22 protein-coding genes and 1 tRNA gene are annotated in these 20800 nt (G+C 70.0%); 15 read left to right on the plus strand and 8 right to left on the minus strand.

Annotation, left to right across the window (positions count from 1 at the left end; genetic code table 11):
* Positions 1–22: 22 nt before the first annotated feature.
* Entirely contained in the window at positions 23–715 is a 693-nt protein-coding gene (locus QE388_RS12275) for a response regulator transcription factor (protein ID WP_058597422.1), read from the minus strand.
* A 118-nt stretch (positions 716–833) separates the two neighbouring features.
* On the opposite strand from QE388_RS12275, the gene QE388_RS12280 reads away from it, so the two are divergent.
* From QE388_RS12280 to QE388_RS12295, 4 genes are all read left to right on the plus strand, one after another.
* A complete protein-coding gene (locus tag QE388_RS12280; RefSeq protein ID WP_058626108.1) occupies positions 834–1124 on the plus strand; it encodes a hypothetical protein in 291 nt (96 codons plus the stop codon).
* A 133-nt stretch (positions 1125–1257) separates the two neighbouring features.
* Positions 1258–1857 carry an FABP family protein gene (locus QE388_RS12285; protein ID WP_307385617.1) on the plus strand — a complete coding sequence of 200 codons (600 nt, stop codon included), beginning with the start codon at positions 1258–1260 and terminating at the stop codon, positions 1855–1857.
* A gap of 2 nt (positions 1858–1859) precedes the next feature.
* Positions 1860–2948 (plus strand): folate-binding protein YgfZ, encoded by a 1089-nt coding sequence (locus tag QE388_RS12290; RefSeq protein ID WP_307385618.1) that lies wholly within the window; start codon positions 1860–1862, stop codon positions 2946–2948.
* Positions 2945–4057 (plus strand): aromatic acid exporter family protein, encoded by a 1113-nt coding sequence (locus QE388_RS12295; RefSeq protein WP_307385619.1) that lies wholly within the window; start codon positions 2945–2947, stop codon positions 4055–4057. The genes QE388_RS12290 and QE388_RS12295 overlap by 4 nt, the downstream gene beginning before the upstream one ends.
* Before the next feature lie 17 nt (positions 4058–4074).
* On the opposite strand, the gene QE388_RS12300 is transcribed toward QE388_RS12295, so the two are convergent.
* The gene (locus QE388_RS12300; RefSeq protein WP_307385620.1) at positions 4075–4872 is read right to left on the minus strand and encodes a class I SAM-dependent methyltransferase; all 798 of its coding nucleotides are present in this window, start codon (positions 4870–4872) and stop codon (positions 4075–4077) included.
* A gap of 66 nt (positions 4873–4938) precedes the next feature.
* On the opposite strand from QE388_RS12300, the gene QE388_RS12305 reads away from it, so the two are divergent.
* Positions 4939–5685 (plus strand): phosphoglyceromutase, encoded by a 747-nt coding sequence (locus QE388_RS12305; protein WP_058597427.1) that lies wholly within the window; start codon positions 4939–4941, stop codon positions 5683–5685.
* A 60-nt stretch (positions 5686–5745) separates the two neighbouring features.
* On the opposite strand, the gene phoU is transcribed toward QE388_RS12305, so the two are convergent.
* Complete coding sequence (phoU, locus tag QE388_RS12310; protein ID WP_307385621.1) at positions 5746–6429, minus strand: phosphate signaling complex protein PhoU; 684 nt, start codon at positions 6427–6429, stop codon at positions 5746–5748.
* Between the two features lie 169 nt (positions 6430–6598).
* On the opposite strand from phoU, the gene QE388_RS12315 reads away from it, so the two are divergent.
* Together QE388_RS12315 and QE388_RS12320 are read left to right on the plus strand one after the other, a co-directional pair.
* Positions 6599–7813 carry a cell wall metabolism sensor histidine kinase WalK gene (locus QE388_RS12315; protein WP_307385622.1) on the plus strand — a complete coding sequence of 405 codons (1215 nt, stop codon included), beginning with the start codon at positions 6599–6601 and terminating at the stop codon, positions 7811–7813.
* Positions 7810–8493 carry a response regulator transcription factor gene (locus QE388_RS12320; protein WP_307385623.1) on the plus strand — a complete coding sequence of 228 codons (684 nt, stop codon included), beginning with the start codon at positions 7810–7812 and terminating at the stop codon, positions 8491–8493. The genes QE388_RS12315 and QE388_RS12320 overlap by 4 nt, the downstream gene beginning before the upstream one ends.
* A 54-nt stretch (positions 8494–8547) precedes the next feature.
* On the opposite strand, the gene QE388_RS12325 is transcribed toward QE388_RS12320, so the two are convergent.
* A complete protein-coding gene (locus QE388_RS12325) occupies positions 8548–9114 on the minus strand; it encodes a hypothetical protein (RefSeq protein WP_058628409.1) in 567 nt (188 codons plus the stop codon).
* Positions 9115–9305: 191 nt separating this feature from the next.
* Here QE388_RS12325 and QE388_RS12330 point away from each other — a divergent pair, with 191 nt between their 5' ends.
* Both QE388_RS12330 and ispD read left to right on the plus strand, forming a co-directional pair.
* Positions 9306–9788 (plus strand): CarD family transcriptional regulator, encoded by a 483-nt coding sequence (locus QE388_RS12330; RefSeq protein ID WP_013585821.1) that lies wholly within the window; start codon positions 9306–9308, stop codon positions 9786–9788.
* A 61-nt stretch (positions 9789–9849) separates the two neighbouring features.
* Positions 9850–11025, plus strand: coding sequence for a 2-C-methyl-D-erythritol 4-phosphate cytidylyltransferase (gene ispD, locus QE388_RS12335; protein WP_307385624.1), 1176 nt, complete (start codon positions 9850–9852; stop codon positions 11023–11025).
* Here ispD and QE388_RS12340 read toward each other — a convergent pair.
* Positions 11022–11483, minus strand: coding sequence for a GNAT family N-acetyltransferase (locus QE388_RS12340; protein WP_275796338.1), 462 nt, complete (start codon positions 11481–11483; stop codon positions 11022–11024). The two genes, ispD and QE388_RS12340, sit on opposite strands and share 4 nt — an antisense overlap.
* 68 nt (positions 11484–11551) lie before the next feature.
* Here QE388_RS12340 and cysS point away from each other — a divergent pair, with 68 nt between their 5' ends.
* From cysS to QE388_RS12355, 3 genes are read left to right on the plus strand one after another with little or no spacing between them, the layout of a single operon-like run.
* Positions 11552–12952 (plus strand): cysteine--tRNA ligase, encoded by a 1401-nt coding sequence (cysS, locus tag QE388_RS12345; protein ID WP_307385625.1) that lies wholly within the window; start codon positions 11552–11554, stop codon positions 12950–12952.
* Positions 12945–13943: a 23S rRNA (guanosine(2251)-2'-O)-methyltransferase RlmB gene (gene rlmB / locus QE388_RS12350; RefSeq protein ID WP_058614805.1), complete on the plus strand. Its 999-nt coding sequence runs from the start codon at positions 12945–12947 to the stop codon at positions 13941–13943. The genes cysS and rlmB overlap by 8 nt, the downstream gene beginning before the upstream one ends.
* 22 nt (positions 13944–13965) lie before the next feature.
* Positions 13966–14607 carry an NAD(P)-dependent oxidoreductase gene (locus tag QE388_RS12355; protein ID WP_307385626.1) on the plus strand — a complete coding sequence of 214 codons (642 nt, stop codon included), beginning with the start codon at positions 13966–13968 and terminating at the stop codon, positions 14605–14607.
* 80 nt (positions 14608–14687) lie between these two features.
* Here the strand turns inward: QE388_RS12355 and QE388_RS12360 are convergent, their stop codons facing one another.
* Entirely contained in the window at positions 14688–16010 is a 1323-nt protein-coding gene (locus tag QE388_RS12360; protein WP_058597442.1) for a DUF4032 domain-containing protein, read from the minus strand.
* An 81-nt stretch (positions 16011–16091) separates the two neighbouring features.
* Positions 16092–17195: an ABC transporter ATP-binding protein gene (locus QE388_RS12365; RefSeq protein ID WP_058597443.1), complete on the minus strand. Its 1104-nt coding sequence runs from the start codon at positions 17193–17195 to the stop codon at positions 16092–16094.
* 211 nt (positions 17196–17406) lie between these two features.
* Between QE388_RS12365 and QE388_RS12370 the strand changes: the two genes are divergently transcribed.
* The 3 genes from QE388_RS12370 (at position 17407) to QE388_RS12380 (ending at position 18844) form a co-directional block, all read left to right on the plus strand.
* The gene (locus QE388_RS12370) at positions 17407–18378 is read left to right on the plus strand and encodes a thioredoxin domain-containing protein (RefSeq protein WP_307385627.1); all 972 of its coding nucleotides are present in this window, start codon (positions 17407–17409) and stop codon (positions 18376–18378) included.
* A gap of 65 nt (positions 18379–18443) precedes the next feature.
* Positions 18444–18519, plus strand: a tRNA-Thr gene (locus tag QE388_RS12375).
* A 142-nt stretch (positions 18520–18661) separates the two neighbouring features.
* On the plus strand, positions 18662–18844 hold the full coding sequence (locus QE388_RS12380; protein ID WP_275799917.1) for an alternative tryptophan synthase beta-subunit: 183 nt from the start codon (positions 18662–18664) through the stop codon (positions 18842–18844).
* Between the two features lie 6 nt (positions 18845–18850).
* On the opposite strand, the gene QE388_RS12385 is transcribed toward QE388_RS12380, so the two are convergent.
* Entirely contained in the window at positions 18851–20761 is a 1911-nt protein-coding gene (locus QE388_RS12385) for an alpha-amylase family protein (RefSeq protein ID WP_373426622.1), read from the minus strand.
* Positions 20762–20800: the final 39 nt, after the last annotated feature.

The raw sequence follows: 20800 nt of genomic DNA on the forward strand, positions 1-20800 counted from the left end.
GCGGAAACTCAGGCGCGGGTGCTCACGCGGGAGCGGATGCCACGGGCGGCTGGTCGTCTTCGTACACGTTGAAGCGGTAGCCGACGTTGCGCACCGTGCCGATGAGCTGTTCGAGGTCGCCCAGCTTCGCGCGCAGACGCCGCACGTGGACGTCGACCGTGCGGGTACCGCCGAAGTAATCGTAGCCCCACACCTCACTGAGCAGCTGCTCGCGCGTGAAGACGCGCGAAGGATGCGTGGCGAAGAAGTGCAGGAGCTGGAACTCCTTGTAGGTGAGGTCGAGCGGCTTGCCGTGGACCTTGGCCGAGTAGGACGACTCGTCGATCGTGATGCCGGAGGTCTGGATGCGCGTCGACACCTGATCGGCGCTGCGCCGCCCCATGGCCAGGCGGATGCGAGCGTCGATCTCGGCCGGACCCGCGCCCACCAGCACGACGTCGTCGACTCCCCAGTCGGTCGATACCGCGGTGAGACCGCCCTCGGTGATGACGAGGATCAACGGGGCTTCGATGCCCGTCGTCGTGAGGATCTTGCACAGCGACTTCGCGCCGACGAGGTCGAAACGCGCGTCGACGAAGACGATGTCGGCGCTCGGGGCATTCACCAGCTGAGCCGGCTCGGCGGGGATCTGGCGCACCCGGTGGCTCAGAAGTTCGAGCGCAGGCAGAACGGCACCACCGCCGGGGGCGGAGCTGAGAACGAGAAGTTGAGCCACGCGGTCCTCCCAGTGCGGGCTGCCGCACACCCGCCCATCTTAGGGTGAGGCGCGCCACCACGCCGCACGCCGCCGTCCGGGGCGTGCGTCACGCCCCGGACTGAGCAATGATGGGGGCATGTCGACGCCCGACCTCGTACCGCGCCGCACCTACGGTGGCGTGATCGCCGTGTGGGTCCTGGCCGTCATCGCGGGTGTGGCGATCGGCATCCTGGTACCGGCTCCGTGGCGGGCGCAGTGGGTCACCGTGGCCCTCGGGGTGTGCGTGGTCGCCGCCTTCGCCATCCAGCTCTGGTACGGCCGGTCGCAGGCGTTCATCCAGCGCATGGCCGCGAGCGTTCTGGGTGCCCTCGTCGTTCTCGGACTCATCACGGCCGGCTTCGGTCTGGCGGCCATTGTTCCCCGCTAGAGTTGAGGCATGAACCTCCTCGCGCTCGAACTGTTCTTCGTGGGACTTCTGGGCCTGGCGTCGCTGGCGATCGCCTTCGTCTCCGGCACGGTCATCTGGAACCTCTTCCGCGGCCAGCGCTGATCGGCATCTCGTGATCGAGATTCCGACGGACCTTCCCGCCGACCTCGTCCCCCTCTCGTGGCTCCTCGGCGTCTGGGAAGGCACCGGGGTCATCGACTATGAGGCGGACGGTCGTTCGTTCTCGGGCGAGTTCGCGCACCGCGTGAGCTTCAGCCACGACGGCGGGGACTTCTTGAACTACTCCGCGGACGCGTGGCTCCTCGACGGGGAGGAGCGGCGGCCCCTCGTCTCCGAGATCGGCTACTGGCGCGTCGCGCGCTCGTCCGGCGGCGCTGACGCCGGCCCGGCGCTGCTGCCGCCGACCGAGCCCGCGGTGGTCCGTACGGCCGACGACGTCGAGAAGCTCCGCAACGACGACGGCGGGTTCGACCTCGAGGTGAGCCTCGTGCACGCGGACGGCGTCCTCGAGCTGTACGTCGGGCAGGTCAAGGGCCCGCGCATCGACCTCGCCACCGACGCCGTCGTGCGGACGGCCGGCGCGAAGCCGTACACCGCCGCGACCCGTCTGTACGGGCTCGTCGACAACCACCTGCTCTGGGCGTGGGACATCGCGGCTTTCGGGCGCGAGCTGGGCTCGCACGCCTCGGCGCGTCTCGCGCGGGCGGAGTGACGATGGCGACGCTCGCGGACGTCCCCGGCGCCGTGGTCGACAACCGGGGTCTCCGCCACGTCGGTTCCCCGGTCGCGGAGCAGCGACGCCTGGCATCCGGATCCGCTCTCGCCCCCCTCGGCGACCGCCGTGTCATCTCGGTCGGTGGTGAGGACCGCCGCAGCTGGCTCGACTCGCTTTCGTCCCAGGCGCTGACGCACCTGGCGCCGGGCGTGTCGACCGAGATGCTCATCCTCGATCCCCAGGGACGCGTCGAGCATGCCGCTTCCGTCGTCGATGACGGAGAGACCGCGTGGCTCATCGTCGACAGGGCCGACGTCGAGGCGCTCGCCGGGTGGCTCGCGCGCATGCGGTTCCGCCTGCGGGTCGAGGTGAAGGACCGCTCCGACGACCTGTTCGTCGTGGGCGGCACGCGCGACGCGGTGTCGTCGCTCTCCGCCGTCGCTCCGGTGTGGGTCGACCCGTGGCCCGAGGTGTCGCCCGGGGGCTGGGCGTACGCGCGTGTCGAGCCGCACCCCGGTTCCGACCGTGACTGGGCGGAAGCCATTCTGGATGCCGTCGAGTTCGACCGCGTGATCGATGCCGCCGTACGGAGAGAGGTCGCGCTCGCGGGCCTCGATGCCGTCGAAGCGCTGCGCGTCGCCGCGTGGCGCCCGCGCGTGGGTGTCGATGCCGACGAGCGCCTACTGCCGCACGAGATGGACTGGCTGCGCACCGCGGTCCACCTGTCGAAGGGCTGCTACCGCGGTCAAGAGACCGTGGCGAAGGTGCACAACCTCGGTCACCCGCCTCGGCGCGTGGTCGCCCTTCAGCTCGACGGCAGTGACAACGTGCTGCCGCAGCGGGGTGACGAGGTCCGCGCGGGCGACGCGGTGATCGGGGCCATCACCTCGGTCGCCGTCCACCATGAAGAGGGACCGATCGCCCTCGCGCTGATCAAGCGCACGGCCCCGGAGGGGATCCCGCTCGTCGTCGAGACCGCCGACGGTCCCTTGGCGGCCGCGCAAGAGACGGTCGTGCCCGCCGACGCGGGTGCGACGGCCTCGATCCCGCGGCTCCCGCGCCTCGGTCGTCGTCGCGCCGCGGAATGACCGCGGACGACGCGTCGACCACCACCGTCGGGGTGGCGGTCGCGCGGCCCGGATGGCGCACGGCCCTCGCCCGTCGCACCGCTCGGGTGCGCGAGTCGCTTCCGGCGATCGCGCAGATCGTCGTCGCGGCCACGGCGGCCTACTGCTTCGCGCATTTCGTGCTCGGACACTCCGTGCCCCTCCTCGCCGCCACCGTCACGGTGTCGAGCCTGGGGCTCGTGCGCGACGCCCGCCCGTGGCGCGTGGCCGAGACCGTCGCCGGGATGCTCGTCGGCATCCTGATCGCCGAACTCGTGCTCCTGATCGCGGGCGCGGGGTGGTGGCAGCTCGCGGTCGCGATGACCGTCACGCTCATCGCCGCGCGCTTCCTCTCCCCGCAACCCGGCTTCGCCCTCGCGGCGGTCGTGCAGTCGCTCATCGCGCTCGTCCTCGTCTCGGGGGTGCCGTTCCTCCGACTCGTCGACGGGGCCGTCGGGGGAGTGGCGGCCCTCATCGTCACGGCCCTCATCCCGCGCACCCTGCGCCGCACCGAGCTGCGTGACGCCGACGAGCTCTTCGACGCGCTCGATGTGGCGATGAACACCATCGTGCGCGCGCTTCGCCGGGGTGACAGAGCCCGTGCCGAACGCGGGCTCGAGCGCGCGCGCTCGCTGCAGACCTATGTCGACGCGTGGAGCGGCTCGCTCGAGTCCGGTCAGGAGGTCGCCCGGATCTCCCCGTTCCTCCGACGGCAGCGCACCGAGCTGCAGCGTCACGCCCGCGTGCGTGAAGCCCTCGACCTCGCGACCCGCAACCTCCGCGTGGTCGCTCGCCGCGCCGCCTACCTGTGCGCCGACGGACAAGCACGTCCGGTTCCCGCCGACCTGCTCGCGGAACTGGCGCGCGGTGCGGCTCTGGTACGGGACAGCCTCGACGACATCTCGCTCGAGCCCGCTGCCCGATCGGCCGTGGTCGCGGTGATCCGCCGCCTCGATCCGGCGGCGCTGCTCCCCGGTGGCGGGGTCGGCGAGCTCAACCTGGTGGCCGCGATGCGTCCTCTGGCCGTCGATCTCCTGGTCGCCGCGGGGATGCCGTCGGCAGAGGCGCGGGCCCTGCTCCCGCGCATCTGAGGGCGACGTGGCGCGCGTCAGCGCGGAGCCACAGCCTCCCAGGCTACGCCGACTTCGCCGAGCCGCCAGCGCTCGCGTCGCACGAGCGGCCAGCCGGCGTCGGCCAGCGCGTGCATCGCCGTCCGCCACCGATGCACCGGCCCGAAGGGCGCGACCGCGGCCGCCCTCGTCCACTCCCGATCGACGGATGCCACGAACTCGTGTACGCGTTCCCCGGGGACGTTGCGGTGGATCAGAGCCTTGGGCAGGCGCTCCGCGGCGATCGAGGGGACGTCGAGTCCGGCGAGGCGGAGCGAGATCGTGAGGCTCCGGGGCTCGGCATCCGCCCCGATCTCGATCCACGTCGCGACGCGACCGATCTCGTCGCACGTGCCCTCGACGAGGATGCCGTCCGGTTGGAGTCGCCCGCACATGAGGGCCCACGCCTCGGCGACGTCGCCCTCGTCGTACTGCCGCAGCACGTTCATCGCACGGACGACGGCGGGACGCTCGCTGCGGGGCAGGGGGATCTCGAAACCCCCGCGCGCGAAGCGCACGCCGTCGATGCCCTGCGCCTCGGCGCGCGCGCGTTCCACACGCTCCGGATCGATCTCCAGGCCGACGACGCGCGCGTCCGGGCGCTCGCGCCGCAGACGCGAGAGCATCTCGACGGGCGTGACCGAACTCGCGCCGAATCCCAGATCGACCACGAGCGGATCTTCGGTGCGACGGAGCACAGGATGCCGAGCGACCCACCGATCAATCCGGCGGAGACGGTTGGTCCCGGTCGTGCCGCGGGTCGGGCGGCCGACGGGGGAGGAAGTCACTCCCGACATGATGCCAGGCTCGGCTCGGGAGCAGGCTCCGCTCGGGAGCAGCCCGCGCGTCGATAGCATGGAGTCATGCCTCACACGCTGATCCTCCTCCGCCATGGGCAGAGCGAGTGGAACAAGACCAACCAGTTCACCGGCTGGGTCGACGTGCGACTCACCGACCAGGGCAAGGCCGAGGCGAAGCGCGGCGGCGAGCTGCTGGCCGAGTCCGGCACTTTGCCCGACGTGCTGCACACCTCGGTGCTCAGCCGCGCGATCCAGACGGCGAACATCGCCCTCGACGCGGCCGATCGCCTCTGGATCCCGGTGAAGCGCTCGTGGCGCCTCAACGAGCGCCACTACGGCGCCCTGCAGGGCAAGGACAAGGCGCAGACCCTCGAGGAGTTCGGCAACGAGCAGTTCATGCTCTGGCGTCGCTCGTTCGACGTTCCGCCGCCGCCGCTGCCCGCCGACGACCAGTACAGCCAGGTCGGCGACCCGCGCTACGCGGGCATCGACGGCGAGGTGCCCGACACCGAATCGCTCAAGATCGTCATCGACCGCATGCTGCCGTACTGGCACAGCGACATCGTCCCCGACCTCCAGGCCGGCAAGACCGTGCTCGTGACGGCACACGGCAACTCGCTGCGCGGTCTCGTCAAGCACCTCGAGGGCATTAGCGACGCCGACATCGCCGAGCTCAACATCCCCACCGGCATCCCGCTGGTCTACCAGCTCGACGACGACATGAAGCCGCTCGGCCCGGGCCAGTACCTCGACCCCGAGGCCGCCGCCGCGGGCGCCGCAGCCGTGGCCGCGCAGGGCAACAAGCACTGACACCGCGACGAAGAAGGGGGTGGATGCCGATCGGCATCCACCCCCTTCTTCGTTCCCCGCTCAGATGACGGGGTGGGGTTCGTGCTCGGCCTCGTCGTCGGCGCCGGCCCAGTCGCCGGTCGCGAGGTAGACGACCTTTTTGGCGACCGATACAGCGTGGTCGGCGAAGCGCTCGTGGTAGCGGCTCGCGAGGGTCGCGTCGACCGTCGCGGTCGCCTCGCCCTTCCACGAGTCGCCCAGGACCTTCTCGAAGACGCTGACGTGCAGCTCGTCGATGTCGTCGTCGGCGTCGCGGATGGCCTCGGCGATGCGAAGGTCTTGGGTGCGCAGCAGCTCGGCGAGCTTGCGCGCGACCTCGACGTCGAGTTCGCCCATCCGGGTGAACGTCGTCTTGAGGCCCTTCGGGACCGCGCGCTCGGGGAAGCGCGACCGCGCCAGCTGAGCGATGTGCTCGGCCATGTCGCCCATGCGCTCGAGAGAGGCGCTCACCCGGAGCGCCGTGACGACGATCCGCAAATCGCGCGCGACGGGCTGCTGACGCGCGAGGATCTCGATTGCGAGCTCGTCGAGCTCGACGGCCTTCTCGTCGATGATCGCGTCGGCCTCGATGACCTCCTCGGCGAGCGAGACGTCGCTGGTGCCGAATGCGCGCGTGGCGCGGTCGATCGCGACCGTCACCAGGTCGGCGATCTCGACCAGGCGGGCCTGAACGTCCTCGAGGGACTGGTGGAATACTTCGCGCATCGCGGTACCTTCCGTCGGCGGCACGGCTCAAGTGCGTTCCGCTACCTCCGGGGATTGTTTCCAGCGAAGATGAACGAACGGTGCCGTGACAGTGAATAGTAACGTTCGGCTTCGGCATCCCGTGCCTGAACGGCCGGTGACGCCGTGACCACGCCTTTACGCTGGGGACATGGAACCACCGCAGCTCTCGCTGCTCGCGCTCCTCGTGGGTCTCCTGGTCGGGGGCGGCATCGTCGGCCTCGTGGTCGGAGCCCTGCGAGCACGCGATCGCTCGTTGGCGCAGACCACCGTCGACCTGCCCGAGGGCGTCGAGGCGATGCTCGGGGCGATGGACGACCCCGCCTTCGTCTGCGACATGTCGTCGACGGTTCTCGCGCTCTCGTCGACCGCGGGCGTCTTCGGTCTGGTCGCCGGAGAGGTGATCGCCAGCGACGAGCTGCGTCGCGTCGCGCGAGCGGCGCGCGACACGGGAGCCTCGGTCAGCGAGAACCTGCGGCTGCGCCGAGGTGCCGCGCCGGCGGAGCCACGCCTGGTCGCGGTGCGCGCGACGCCCATCTCGCCGCGGCTGGTCCTCCTGGTGCTGCGTGACATCACCGAGCGGGAGCGCGTCGAAGAGATGCGTCGCGACTTCGTGGCGAACACCAGCCACGAGCTCAAGACTCCCGTGGGCGCGGTGAGCCTGCTGGCCGAGGCGATCGAGTCCGCGGCCGAGGACCCGGAACAGGTGCGGTACTTCTCATCGCGGCTGCAGGCGGAGGTGACGCGGCTGGCCGGCCTGGTGAACCGCATCCTGAGCCTGTCCCGTCTGCAGGCGTCCGACGAACTGCGCGACGTCCGGGACGTCTCGATCGACGAGGTCGTCACCTCGGCTGTCGAGGCCTACGCGATCGCCGCGGACTCGGCTCAGGTGACGGTCGTGCGCGGGGGGACCAAAGGGCTGTGGGTGCGCGGCGAGCCGCAGATCCTCACCGAGGCGCTCGGCAACCTCGTCGCGAACGCGATCGCCTACTCGCCCAGCGGCTCCAAGGTGGGTGTCGGGGTCAAGCTCGACGGCACGGTCGTCGAGATCGCCGTCACCGACCGCGGGATCGGCATCCCCGAAGCCGATCAGCACCGCGTGTTCGAGCGCTTCTACCGGGCCGACCAGGCGCGATCCCGCCGCACAGGGGGAACCGGGCTCGGTCTGTCGATCGTCAAGCACGCCGTCCAGCGCCACGGAGGCGAGGTGCGACTGTGGTCGCGCCCCGACCGCGGCTCGACGTTCACCATCCGACTGCCGATGTCCGAGGCGCCCGACCTCGAGCAACCCCGCCCCAAGTCGGGACGCAAGGGCCGCAAGGCCGCTGCTGCACGTCCCGCCCCCATGAACGGAGACACCGTATGACCCGCGTTCTGATCGTCGAGGACGAGCCGGACCTCGCCGACCCGCTGGCCTATCTGCTGCGGCGGGAGGGGTACGAGGTCGAGATCGCCGAGGACGGCGCTCTCGCCCTGACGGCGTTCCACGACCGCGGTGCCGACATCGTGCTGCTGGACCTGATGCTGCCCGGCATGCCGGGCACGGAGGTCTGCCGGCAGATCCGGCTGTCGTCGCACGTGCCGATCATCATGCTGACGGCCAAGGACTCCGAGGTCGATATCGTCGTGGGGCTCGAGCTCGGTGCCGACGACTACGTGACGAAGCCCTACTCGACGCGGGAGCTGCTGGCCCGGATGCGCGCCGTCCTGCGACGTCGGACCCCGGATGACGCCGACCTCGACGACCGGATCCTGAGCGGAGGACGCGTCACCCTGGACATCGATCGACACACCGTGTCGGTGGATGGAGCGGAGATCAACATGCCCCTGAAGGAGTTCGAGCTGCTCGAGGTCCTCATGCGCAACGCCGGCCGCGTGCTGACTCGCGGTCAGCTCATCGACCGGGTCTGGGGCACCGACTACTTCGGCGACACCAAGACGCTCGACGTTCACATCAAGCGCATCCGCTCGCGCATCGAGCAGAGCCCGAGCGAGCCGACGATGCTCGTCACCGTCCGAGGACTCGGCTACCGATTCGAGGCCTGAGACGGGAATGATGAAGGCGCCGACGGGAATCCGTCGGCGCCTTCATCATTCCCGTCAGGAGGACGGCGTGGGGCTCGGTGTCGCGCTGGGCGTCGGCGTCGCGCTGGGCGTCGGGGTCTTCCAGGCGGTGGCCTGCGGGGTGGGCGCGAGAGTGCTCAGGTACTGCAGCGCGCCGTCGAGGACGGGGACCTGCATGAGCGCCCCTTCGCCGTCGCCGGACTGGAAGTAGACCGGGACGGTCGATCCGGGGACGGCCTCGATGCCGTCGAGACGGAGCGGCTCGACACCATTCGTGAGGTCGCCCAGGCTGAGGGTGCTGCTGGCGGGGACCTTGACCGAGGCGCGAACGGCCGAGGAGCCCTCGCCGACCTCGAGGCGCAGCGTCTGCGGCTCGGTCGTGGAGTTGACGACGGCGGCGACGAAGTTGCCGACCTCGCCGCTCTCGTCGGCGACGATCAGAGCGTTGCGGACGTCGAGGGGGCCCGAAGCGGCGGGGACGTTGACTCCGTCAGAGGCGGAGTAGTCGATCGTCGTCGCCTGGGGCGCAAGGATGTTGCAACCCGTCGTGCCCAGCACGACGGCGGCACCTACGGCGATGGACGCGATCAGGCGCGATTTCACGGATCCTCCCAGGACGACAGACGGCACACCCTCATCCTACGGGGTCGGCGCACCGCGGTCGGCTCGGCGCGCGCCTCACCACCGCGTTCGCGCGCGAGAGGCGCGCGTGAGGGGAAGGCGCGTCGGGAGGGCGGAACCTTAGCGTATGAGTGCCTGTGGTATCCTGGATGTTGCCGAAAGGACATAACTCCATGCTTTTTGAGGTTGGCGAGACCGTCGTTTACCCGCACCATGGCGCGGCCACGATCATCGAGGTCAAAGAACGCGTCATCAAGGGCGAGACGAAGAAGTATCTGAAGCTGAACGTCACGCAAGGCGACCTCGTGATCGAGGTCCCGGCTGACAACGTCGACCTGGTCGGCGTTCGCGACGTCATCGGTAAAGAGGGTCTCGATCGCGTCTTCGACGTGCTGCGCGCACCGTTCACCGAAGAGCCCACCAACTGGTCTCGCCGCTACAAGGCGAACCTCGAGAAGTTGGCCTCGGGCGACGTCATCAAGGTGAGCGAGGTCGTCCGCGACCTGTGGCGCCGCGACCAGGACCGCGGGCTCTCCGCGGGCGAGAAGCGCATGCTGGCGAAGGCTCGTCAGATCCTCGTGTCCGAGCTGGCTCTGGCCGAGAAGACCGACGAAGACCGCGCGAGCGTCGTGCTCGACGAGGTCCTCGCGTCCTGAGACGTTCCATCGCCCGTCGTTCCTTCCGAGCGGCGGGCGATGCCCGCGCTAGCGTAGGGGAGTGATCCCCTCGCCTTCCCCGCGTCTCGCGGTCATCGTCGTCGCCGCCGGCTCCGGCACCCGTCTCCAGGGGGGAGCGCCGAAGGCCTTCGTGCCTCTCGATCGCGACTCGATCCTGCGTCACTCCCTCCGGGGGGTTCTGGCGGCACCGCGCGCCCAGGTCGTGGTCGTCGTGCCCGACGGGTTTCAGGATGCCGCCCGCGCCGACACGCAGGCCGTGTCCGGCGATCGTGGCGACGCCGTCCGCGTCGTCGTCGGCGGTCGCACCCGGCAGGAATCCGTGGCCGCCGGCCTCTCGGCGCTCGACGCGGACATCGAGCTCGTGCTCGTGCACGACGCAGCGCGCGCGCTGACCCCGGTCTCGGTATTCGAGCGGGTGATCGACGCGCTTCGGGGAGGCGCGCCCGCCGTCATCCCGGCCGTCCCTGTCGTCGACACGATCAAGCGCGTCGATGAGAACGGGGTGATTCTCGCCGCGGTGGATCGTTCCGAACTCGCCGCCGCGCAGACCCCGCAGGGATTCCGACGCGACGTGCTCGAGGCGGCGGTCGCGGCCGCCGACGCCGACCACACCGACGACGCCGCCCTCGTCGCGGCTGCCGGTCATGACGTCGTCACGGTCGCGGGCGACGCCGACTCCTTCAAGATCACCACCGCCCCCGATCTCGAACGCGCGCGAAGTCTCGTCGCGCCGCGACCCCTGGCGGCCCCGCGCATCGGTATCGGCACCGACGTCCACGGCTTCGGCGGCGAGGGAACGCTGTGGCTCGCGGGTCTCGAGTGGCCCGGCGAGCAGGCGCTGTCCGGGCACTCCGACGGTGACGCCGTCGCTCACGCGATCGTCGACGCTCTGCTGTCGGCCGCGGGCCTCGGCGATATCGGCACCCACTTCGGCACCGATCGGCCCGAGTTCTCGGGTGCGCACGCCGAGGCCTTCCTCTCGCACACGGTGCGGCTGGTCGAGGACGCCGGCTGGCGCGTCGGGAATGTCTCGGTCCAGGTACAGGCCAACCGCCCGCGTTTCGCCGCGCGCCGGGTCGAGGCGGAGGATGTGCTCTCACGCGCTCTCGGCGGGGCGCCGGTCTCGGTCAGCGCCACCACCACCGACGGGCTCGGCTTCACCGGACGCACCGAGGGAGTCGCCGCCTTCGCGATCGCGCTGGTGCTTCCGCGCTAGATCTCGCGCGTCATGAAGGTCGACAGCGGGTCGGGCACGTACGCCCCGAACGGCGCGCACTCGACGAAGCCCTCGCTGGCGTAGAGACCGCGGGCCGCAGCGAAGTCGTCACCGCTGCCCGTCTCGAGCCACAGGCTCCGGATGCCACGTGCCCGCGCCTCGTCCACGATGTGGCGCAGAATCGCGCGGCCGATTCCCTTCCCGAGGAACGCCTCCGTCACGCGCATGGACTTCAGTTCTCCCTGGTCGGCGCCGAACGGCGACAGGGCGCCGATGCCGGCGAGTTCTCCGTCGGCCCATGCCGACCACAGCAGGGCTCCTTTGCCCATGAGCGCGTCGGCGTCCAGGGCGTGGCAGCTCTCGGCTGGAGTGTTCGCCAGCATCCCGGCGACGTGGGCTGTGACCAGCTCCCGTGTCGGTGCGCCGGAGAGGTCGTCGAGGCGGATGTCGAGCTGCACGGATCGAGACTAGCGTCGCCGTGTTTCGGGCTCGGGTCGCCGTCGGAGGCGGCCGGTAGGCTGGGGCGGTGACTGTTCGGCTCTACGACACGAAGGCTCAGGCCCTGCGTGACTTCACGCCTCTCGACCCGTCGAATGTCACCGTCTACGTCTGCGGACCGACCGTCCAGTCGGGTCCGCACATCGGGCACGTGCGCGCCGCCCTCGCCTTCGATCTGCTGCGCCGCTGGCTCGCTCATCGCTTCGGCCGGGTGACTTTCGTCCGCAACGTCACCGACATCGACGACAAGGTGCTCGCGAATGCCACCGACACCGAGCCGTGGTGGGCGCTCGCGTATCGGATGGAGCTCGAGTTCTCCCGCGCGTACGCCGCTATCGGCATCCTCCCGCCGACCTACGAGCCGCGCGCGACCGCGTCGGTAACGCAGATGCAGGAACTGATCGCGGAGCTCATCGAGCGCGGTCACGCATACCCCGCCGAGGGTGACGTGTACTTCGACGTCCGGTCGTGGCCCGCCTACGGGGAGCTCACGCGTCAGAGCCTGGATGCCATGGAGCCCGCGTCCGACGCCGACCCTCGCGGAAAGCGCGACCCGCACGACTTCGCCCTGTGGAAGGGCGCGAAGCCCGGCGAGCCCGCGTCGGCGACGTGGGCCTCGCCGTGGGGCGCGGGCCGGCCGGGCTGGCACATCGAGTGCTCGGCGATGTCGCGCCGGTACCTCGGCCCCGAGTTCGACATCCACGGCGGCGGACTCGATCTGCGCTTCCCCCATCACGAGAACGAGATCGCCCAGTCGACCGCAGCCGGCGATGCGTTCGCGCGCTATTGGGTGCACAACGGTCTCGTGACCGTCGACGGGCAGAAGATGTCGAAGTCGCTCGGCAACTTCACGCTCGCGGCCGACGTGCTCGACGCGCACGACCCGCTCGTGGTGCGATACGCGCTCGCCGCGGCGCACTACCGCTCCAACCTCGATCTGAGCGACGCATCATGGGCCGAGGCCGAGGCAGCCCTCGGCCGGATCCGGACGTTCCTCGACCGGGCCCGACGTGTCGTCGCGCCCGGGTGGCCCGAGGCGAAGGAGGGGCTGCCCGCGGAGTTCTCCGAGGCCATGGACGACGACCTCTCGGTGCCCCGCGCGCTGGCGGCGATCCACACCAGCATCCGGGCGGGAAATGCGCTGCTCGACGCCGGCAAGTACGATGAGGCGAAGCAGGATGTCATGGACGTCATGCAGATGACGCTCGTCCTGGGGATCAACCCTCACTCTTCTCAGTGGGGTGGCACCGGCGGGGGAGCGGAGACCGCCGCTCTGGACGCCCTCGTCCAGACGATGATCGCGCAGCGCGCGCAAGCGCGCGCGGACAAGGATTGGGCGGCCGCGGATCGCATCCGTGACGCGATCGCCGCCGCAGGAATCACGCTGGAGGACACTCCAGCCGGAACCCACTGGAGTATCGATGGCTAAGCCAGGACGCCCGGGCGCACGCAACCCCGGCAAGAAGAAGGGCCCTCTGAAGGGCACCGGCGGGCACTCCCGCAAGGCGCTCGAGGGTCGGGGTCCCACCCCCAAGGCCGAAGACCGCGCGTGGCACCCCGCGGGCAAGCGCAAGGCCGCCCAGGAGCGCTACGCCGCCGCCGGAGGCAAGGCCAAGCCCGCCGTCCGCGGCGTCGGCGGCAACGCGAACCGGAAGAGCCCCAAGGCGTCCGACGACACCGAGACCGTCACCGGCCGCAACTCGGTGCTCGAGGCTCTGCGCGCGAAGATCCCCGCCACGGCCTTCTACATCGCGCAGCGCGTCGAGATGGACGACCGCGTGAAAGAGATGCTGTCGATCGCGACGAACCGCGGCATCCCGGTCCTGGAGGTCACGCGCCCCGAGCTCGACCGGATGGCCGGCTTCGACGGCGTCCACCAGGGTGTCGCCCTGAAGGTGCCGCCGTACACGTACGCGCATCCTCAAGACCTGCTCGAAGAGATCATCGACCGCGGCGAGGTCCCGCTGCTCGTCGCCCTCGACGGGGTGACCGACCCGCGCAACCTCGGGGCGATCATCCGCTCGACCGGGGCGTTCGGCGGTCAGGGGCTCATCCTCCCGCAGCGTCGTTCGGCGAGCGTCAACTCCGCAGCCTGGAAGACCAGCGCCGGAGCCGCGGCGCGCATCCCGGTGGCGCTCGCGGCCAACCTCACCGCGACGCTGAAAGAGTTCAAGAAGCAGGGCGTGTTCGTGCTCGGTCTCGCCGGCGACGGCGAGGTCTCGCTGCCCGCGCTCGAGCTCGCGGATCGTCCCGTCGTCATCGTCGTGGGCTCCGAGGGCAAGGGGCTCTCACGCCTGGTGACCGAGACGTGCGACCAGGTCGTGTCGATCCCGATCTCCGCCGCCACCGAGTCGCTGAACGCCGGTATCGCGGCATCCGTGGCTCTGTACCAGGTGTCGACGCTTCGCGCCGCGCACTGATCCCGTCGAGGAAGGAACGCTCATGACCCGTATCGCCGTCATCGGAGGAACCGGCTATGCCGGTAGCCACATCGTCGCCGAGGCCGCCCGCCGCGGACACACCGCCGTCTCGATCGCCCGGTCGGTCCCGACCGATCGAGTCGAGGGCGTGACCTACCTCGAGGGCACCGTCCTCGACGTCCCCGGCCTCGTCGCTCAGCTCGAGGGCGTCGACGTGGTCGTGTCGGCCGTGGCTCCGCGCGGCGACATGGAGGGCAAGCTCCGCCCCGCGGTCGCTGAGCTCGTCACGGCACTGCCCGAGAACGTACGGGTGGGTGTCGTCGGCGGCGCCGGTGGCTCGCTGGTCGCCGAGGGCGGCCCGCGCCTCATCGACACCGACGGTTTCGCCGAGGAGTACAAGCCCGAGGCGCGGGAGGCCATCGGCATCCTCGAAGACCTCCAGGCCGACGACACGGGTCGCGACTGGTTCTACATCCACCCCGCGGGTGGCTTCGGCTCGTGGGCTCCGGGCGAGCGTACGGGCTCGTACCGCGACGGCGGCGACGTCCTCGTCGTCGACGGCGACGGCAACTCCTTCATCGGCGGCGCCGACTTCGCGGTCGCGGTCCTCGACGAGATCGAGAACCCGAAGCACACGCGCGAGCGTTTCACCGTCGGTTACTGAAACCCGCTTCTTACACGGAAGGCCGTGGCATCCCGGATCGTCTCCGGATGCCACGGCCTCCGCGTTGAGGAGCGGTGGCGTCAGACCAGGTCGCGCCAGTCCACGACGTCGGTGTCGGTCGTCGGCACCTCGCCCGTCGCGGGAGCGTCGGCGTCGGACACCGTCGGCAGCGACATCGTGTCGGTCGGCGGGCCCATGACGGTGGCCTCGTCGCGGCGGTGGCGCAGGACGTCGTCGATGTACGACGACACGACCTCGGCGAGCGGCACGGACCGGCCGCGCGCCTGCGACATGTACCAGCGGTGCTCGAGAACCTGGTGGAAGACCTCGGCGGGCTCGAGCTTGGCGCGCAGATCGAAGGGGATCGCCATGACGATCGGCTCGAAGACACGCGTGAGCCACTCGTGGGCGACCATCTCTTCGTCCGAACCCAGCCGTGACACGCGGGCGCGGAACTCGTCGAGGTCGTTCAGCAGGCGCCGAGCCTGGTTCTCCTCGACGTCGAGTCCGGTCAGGCGCAGCAGTCGTCGCTGGTGGTGACCGGCGTCGACGACCTTCGGCTGGATGGACACGCGGGTGCCGTCGGGCGTCGTGCTCATCGACATCTCGCCGATGTCGAAGCCGAGGGCGTTCAGACGGTGCACGCGCTCGGTGATGCGCCACGATTCGTCGACGGCGAACGACTCCTTGTCGGTCAGGGCGCCCCATAGCGAGTGATACGACGAGACCAGACCGTCGGCGATCGCGACGGCATCCAGTCCGCCCTCGAGCCGACCCCCCGCTTCGAGGTCCATGATCTCGCCCGCGATGTTGGTGCGCGCGATGTCGAGGTCGTGGGCTCGCTGCCCCGGGCTCAACCGGTTGCCGTGGAGTTCGCCGGTCTCGGCGTCGACGAGGTACGCGGCGAACTCCCCGGCGTCGCGCCGGAAGAGGGTGTTCGACAGCGACACGTCGCCCCAGTAGAACCCGACGTTGTGCAGGCGCACCAGGAGAACGGCGAGGGCGTCGACGAGACGCGTGGCGGTGTGCGGCCGCAGTACCTGCGTGAACAGCGCGCGATAGGGGAGCGAGAAGCGCAGGTGCGCGGTGACGAGCGCTGCGGGGAGGGGGCGGCCCGAGGCGTCGGTGCGCCCGGCGATGACGGCGATCCGATCGACGCAAGGGGCGTCGAGCCGGTCGAGGTTGCCGAGCATGTCGTACTCGCGGCGCGCCATCTCTTCGGTGGTCTCTTTGATCGCGACCACGCGTCCGGACAGGTTCGCGAAGCGCACGAGGTGGCGGGAGATGCCTTTGGGGAGCGCGACGATGTGGTTGCTCGGCCAGTCGGCGAGACCGGTCGACCAGGGGAGCTGCAGCAGCCCGGGGTCGACGGCGCTGGCGGTGATGCGGAGGGATTCGGACACGGTGTCTCCGGGAAAACAGGTGCGGCGCGTCTTCGTCCCACGACAGGTCGGGAACGAAGACGCGCCGCAGCGGTGCGTCGATCAGGCCGAGGCGATGGCCTTGTCGGTCAGGCGGTCGCCCGAGGTGGCGTCGAACACGTGCACGTGTCCGGGGACCGGAGCCAGGACGACGGTCTCGCCGGCGTTCGGGTGACGACGGCCGTCGACACGGGCCACCAGGTCGGTGCGCTTGCCGTTGATGTCGGTGTGACCGTAGAGGTAGCCGTCCGCGCCGAGCTCCTCGACGAGGTCGACGACGACCGACAGGCCGCGCCCGTCGGCCGGAGCGACCTGGATGTCTTCGGGGCGGACACCGATGGTGACCTCGGAGCCGTGCGCCTTGCCGATGACGTCGGCCTCGACGGGGACGACGAGGTCACCGAAGCGGACGCCACCCTCGGCGAGGTCGACCGAGAACAGGTTCATCGCGGGCGAGCCGATGAAGCCGGCGACGAAGACGTTCTTCGGCTTCTCGTACAGGTCGCGCGGGGTGCCGACCTGCTGGAGCAGGCCGTCCTTGAGCACGGCGATGCGGTCGCCCATGGTGAGCGCCTCGGTCTGGTCGTGCGTGACGTAGACCGTGGTGACGCCGAGGCGGCGCTGCAGCGACGCGATCTGCGTACGCGTCTGGACGCGGAGCTTGGCGTCGAGGTTCGACAGCGGCTCGTCCATGAGGAACACCTGGGGCTGACGGACGATCGCGCGGCCCATGGCGACACGCTGACGCTGACCACCCGAGAGGGCCTTCGGCTTGCGGGTCAGGTACTGCTCGAGGTCGAGGAGCTTCGCGGCCTCGAGGACGCGCGCGGCGCGCTCTTCCTTGCCGACGCCCGCGATCTTGAGCGCGAAGCCCATGTTCTCGGCGACGGTCATGTGGGGGTAGAGCGCGTAGTTCTGGAAGACCATGGCGATGTCACGGTCCTTCGGGGGGACGTCGGTGACGTCGCGGTCGCCGATGAGGATGCGACCCGAGTTGACCTCTTCGAGGCCGGCCAGCATGCGGAGCGACGTGGACTTACCGCAACCGGAGGGGCCGACCAGGACGAGGAACTCGCCGTCTCCCACCTCGAGGTTGAGCTTGTCGACGGCGGCGCGGGTGCCACCGGGGTACAGACGGGTTGCGTTGTCAAATGTGACGGACGCCATGTTCTCTTCTCCTTCACCGGCAGGTACGTGCCGGACGATCCGTAGTGAATGGAATGAGCGGGGGCGACCCCGCGCGCTCGACGGTGGGCGCAGGGTCAGTATGCCATGCGTCTGGGCTTTTCTCAGCCAGCCTGGCTAGCATCGATGCTCGTTCGCCCCAACCCGAGCGATCCCCAGATTTGTTGCGGCACCGCCGTGCCCGAGAGGTTCCATGTCCAACGACCAGACGCCGAATGTGCCCGCCGAACGCGATCGCCGTGAGGCGGTGCGTGAGAAGGCGCAGCAGGTCAAGGCGCGCCAGGCTCGCTTGCGCGTCCTTCGCCGCTCGCTGATCGGCGTGGGCGCCGCGGCCGTCGTCGCGGTGGGTGCGGTCGCGGTGACGTACGCAGTGTCGTCGAACGGCTCGCGTCCGCAGGCGCTTCCGGCCGCGGCCACGGACGACGGCTTCCTGGTGTCGAGCGCGACCGGTGTCCCCGACCCGCTCGCGCCCCAGGCGGTCGACGGCGACGCGTCGACGCTCGCTGCGGGAGCGACTCCGGAACCCGCGACCACCCCGACGCCGGCCCCGACGTCGACGGCCGCTCCGGTCGACATCCGCGTCTACGTCGATTACCTCTCCACTGAAGCCCGTGAGTTCCAGGTGGCCAACGCGGAGCAGCTTTCCAAGTGGGTCGACGAGGATGCCGCGAAGCTGACGTACTACCCGGTCGCGATGCTCACCTCCAAGTCGAACGGCACGAAGTACAGCCTCCGCGCCGCCGGCGCCTCGGCCTGCGTCGCAACGCACGCGTCGGATCGATTCTTCGCCTTCAACCACGAGCTGCTCACCAACCAGCCCGCCGTCGACTCCGAGGGCTACAGCGACCAGCAGCTCGCCGACATGGCGCAGGGCGCCGGGGTCAGCGACGTCGCGACGGTGCGCTCGTGCATCGAGGACGAGACCTACACCGGTTGGGCGAAGGCCGCGACCGATCGCGCGATCAAGGGCCTGCCCGACACGAAGGGCCTCGCGCTCACCACGCTGCCCACCGTGCTCGTCAACGGCACTCCGTACGTGGGTCACATGGACGACCCGAAGGAGTTCGCGCAGTTCGTCCTGACCATCGACAGCAACGCGTACTACTCCACCGCGACGCCGACCCCCACGCCCTCCGCCACCCCGACGGCGACGCCCGCGGGCTGACCCGGGGCTGCGCGGGAGGCGCTCCCGCGCATAGCTAGCTCGCGCATAGCTAGACTGGGACGCCTGCCGGCTTGGCGCAATTGGTAGCGCACCGTACTTGTAATACGGGGGTTGCAGGTTCAAGTCCTGTAGCCGGCACCACGTTCGATTCCCCGTCGTGTCCAACCTCGCGAGGGGCTTGGCTCGCTCACGGCCGGCTCTGACCGATTGTTCACACGATCGGAACGTCGTCGATGCCTCACGGGCCGGCGGCGGTGGCATCCTGCACATGAGGAGGACTCTCATGGCTCGCCCACGCGTCGTCACCCACGCCTACCGCTACCCCGCAGGCTGGCAGGAAGTGAAGCACGAGCGCCTCACGCGAGAGTACGCCCGGGCCCTGAGCGCGGAGGGATTCACGCTCGTGCGTGCCCGGCGCGGATTCTTCGACGTGCGCGAGGTCTCGCTGAGCTGGTACACCGGCTGAGGCGCCTCAGCGCAGCGCGACCCGCAGCCAGGCGACCCCGTGCGCGGAAAGCGTGCGGCCGGGCCGGAGCGAGACCTTGACCCCCTCGACGAGGTCCACGGCGTCGGGGGCGAGTCCCGACAGGGTCAGGGGGGCGATGTGGACGGCGTGATCGCCCACGTTTGCCAGAACGAGAACCGAACTGCCCGCAGCCCCCGGGCGCAGGAAGCCGACCACCGAATCGTGGTGCGCGTCGAAGGGGATGAGCTCGTTGCCCGCGAACTCCGGCGTCGCCCGACGCACGTCGATGAGGCGCGTCAGTCGAGCGAAGACCCGACCCGCCGGGGTTCCGGCATCCATTCGGTCGGCGTAGCCCTGCACCGGACGGAAGGGGCGGTGCACCCAGCGGCTGTCTCCAGCTTCGTCGGGGCGGTCGCGGTAGCCGTAATCGTTCAGCTGAGCGACCTCGTCGCCGAGGTACAGCAGGGGGATGCCCCCGGTCGACAGCGCGAGGGCGTGCGCGAGGATCACACGATCTTCGCCGCCGGCGTCGCCCGCTTCGATTCCCGCGAGGGATGCCGTGGTGCCGGTGACGCGGGCGTCGCCGGTGCGCGGGTTCTCCTGGAACGGCACCCCGCGGGCGAAGGTCCCGTCCGCTCGACCGACGTAGAAATCGTTGAGGAAGCGGCGGTGCGGGTAGCCGTCGATGCCGAGCTCGGCGGCATCCTCGTCGGCGAAGGTCCAGCCGATGTCGTCGTGGCTGCGTACGTAGTTGACCCACGCGGTGCCCTCGGGGAGGGCGTGCCGACGCTCGAGCGCCTGCTGCAGCAGGCGACCGTCCCGGGTGGCCAGGGCCTCCCAGGTGAGGGCCATCTGCAGGGGGTTGTAGGAGATCTGGCATTCGTCGGGGGAGATGTACGACACGACCTCGTCGGGGTGCACGATCGCCTCCGACTTGAACAGCAGGCCGGGAGCGGCCATCCGCAGCACCGCGTTGAACGCCTGCAGGAGCAGGTGCGCCTCCGGCAGTGACTCGCACGTCGTTCCGAGTCGCTTCCAGATGAAGGCCACGGCATCCATCCGGAGGATCTCGACGCCCTGGTTCGCGAGGAAGAGCATCTCGCCGGCCATCGCCTCGAAGACGGCGGGGTTGGCGTAGTTCAGGTCCCACTGGAAGTGGTAGAACGTGGCCCAGATCCACCGGCCGTCATCGAGCTGCACGAACGACCCGGAGTGGTCGTCGGGGAAGATCTCGCGCGTCGTCTGCTCGTAGGCGTCGGGCATCTCGCGGTCGGGGAAGATCAGGTAGAAGTCCTCGTAACCGGCCTCGCCGGCGACGGCCTTCTGCGCCCACTCGTGCTCGTTGCTCGTGTGGTTGAAGATGAAGTCGACCACGAGAGAGATGCCCGCGCGGAGCAGGTCCGCGGCGAGCGCGGCAAGCTCCTCCATCGTTCCCAGTGCGGGGTTCACGCGTCGGTAGCTCGACACCGCGTAACCGCCGTCGCTGTTGCCTTCGGGGCTCTCGAACAGCGGCATGAGGTGCAGGTAGGTCAGCCCCAGCTCGCGGAAGTACGGGATCTGATCCCGGATGCCACTGAGTCCGCCCGCATACCGGTCGACGTAGCAGACGCCGCCGAGCATGCTCTCGCTCTCGAACCAATCGGGCTCGCCGTCGCGCGCGCGGTCGAGAGCGCGGAGGTCCGCGGGTCGCTCCGCCCAAGAGCGGTGGGCGAGGTCGACGAGGGACGCCAAGCGCTCGAGGCCGTCGGTTCGCTCGCCGTAGAGCCGGACGAACAGCTCGTGCAGACGGGGCAGATGCAGTTCGGCGTGAGCGAGGAATTCGCGATCGGTGCCCGACGACGCAGTCAGGTCTCGGAGAATGCGCGATACGTCATGGGGGCCGGGGCGGAGCTGGGTCACGGGGACAGCCTGACGCATGCGTGAGGGTGACGTCGACATCGACGTGGCTGTCCGGGC

The sequence above is a fragment of the Microbacterium sp. SORGH_AS_0969 genome, from assembly GCF_030818255.1.
GTDB lineage: Bacteria > Actinomycetota > Actinomycetes > Actinomycetales > Microbacteriaceae > Microbacterium.

Bases quoted from the DNA above. Each gene is read 5' to 3' on its own strand.
- QE388_RS12280 (WP_058626108.1), top strand. From the start codon at position 834: ATGTCGACGCCCGACCTCGTACCGCGCCGCACCTACGGTGGCGTGATC.
- QE388_RS12290 (WP_307385618.1), top strand. From the start codon at position 1,860: ATGGCGACGCTCGCGGACGTCCCCGGCGCCGTGGTCGACAACCGGGGT.
- QE388_RS12295 (WP_307385619.1), top strand. From the start codon at position 2,945: ATGACCGCGGACGACGCGTCGACCACCACCGTCGGGGTGGCGGTCGCG.
- QE388_RS12300 (WP_307385620.1), bottom strand. From the start codon at position 4,872: ATGTCGGGAGTGACTTCCTCCCCCGTCGGCCGCCCGACCCGCGGCACG.
- QE388_RS12305 (WP_058597427.1), top strand. From the start codon at position 4,939: ATGCCTCACACGCTGATCCTCCTCCGCCATGGGCAGAGCGAGTGGAAC.
- phoU (WP_307385621.1), bottom strand. From the start codon at position 6,429: ATGCGCGAAGTATTCCACCAGTCCCTCGAGGACGTTCAGGCCCGCCTG.
- QE388_RS12315 (WP_307385622.1), top strand. From the start codon at position 6,599: ATGGAACCACCGCAGCTCTCGCTGCTCGCGCTCCTCGTGGGTCTCCTG.
- QE388_RS12320 (WP_307385623.1), top strand. From the start codon at position 7,810: ATGACCCGCGTTCTGATCGTCGAGGACGAGCCGGACCTCGCCGACCCG.
- QE388_RS12330 (WP_013585821.1), top strand. From the start codon at position 9,306: ATGCTTTTTGAGGTTGGCGAGACCGTCGTTTACCCGCACCATGGCGCG.
- rlmB (WP_058614805.1), top strand. From the start codon at position 12,945: ATGGCTAAGCCAGGACGCCCGGGCGCACGCAACCCCGGCAAGAAGAAG.
- QE388_RS12355 (WP_307385626.1), top strand. From the start codon at position 13,966: ATGACCCGTATCGCCGTCATCGGAGGAACCGGCTATGCCGGTAGCCAC.
- QE388_RS12365 (WP_058597443.1), bottom strand. From the start codon at position 17,195: ATGGCGTCCGTCACATTTGACAACGCAACCCGTCTGTACCCCGGTGGC.
- QE388_RS12370 (WP_307385627.1), top strand. From the start codon at position 17,407: ATGTCCAACGACCAGACGCCGAATGTGCCCGCCGAACGCGATCGCCGT.
- QE388_RS12380 (WP_275799917.1), top strand. From the start codon at position 18,662: ATGGCTCGCCCACGCGTCGTCACCCACGCCTACCGCTACCCCGCAGGC.
- QE388_RS12385 (WP_373426622.1), bottom strand. From the start codon at position 20,761: ATGCGTCAGGCTGTCCCCGTGACCCAGCTCCGCCCCGGCCCCCATGAC.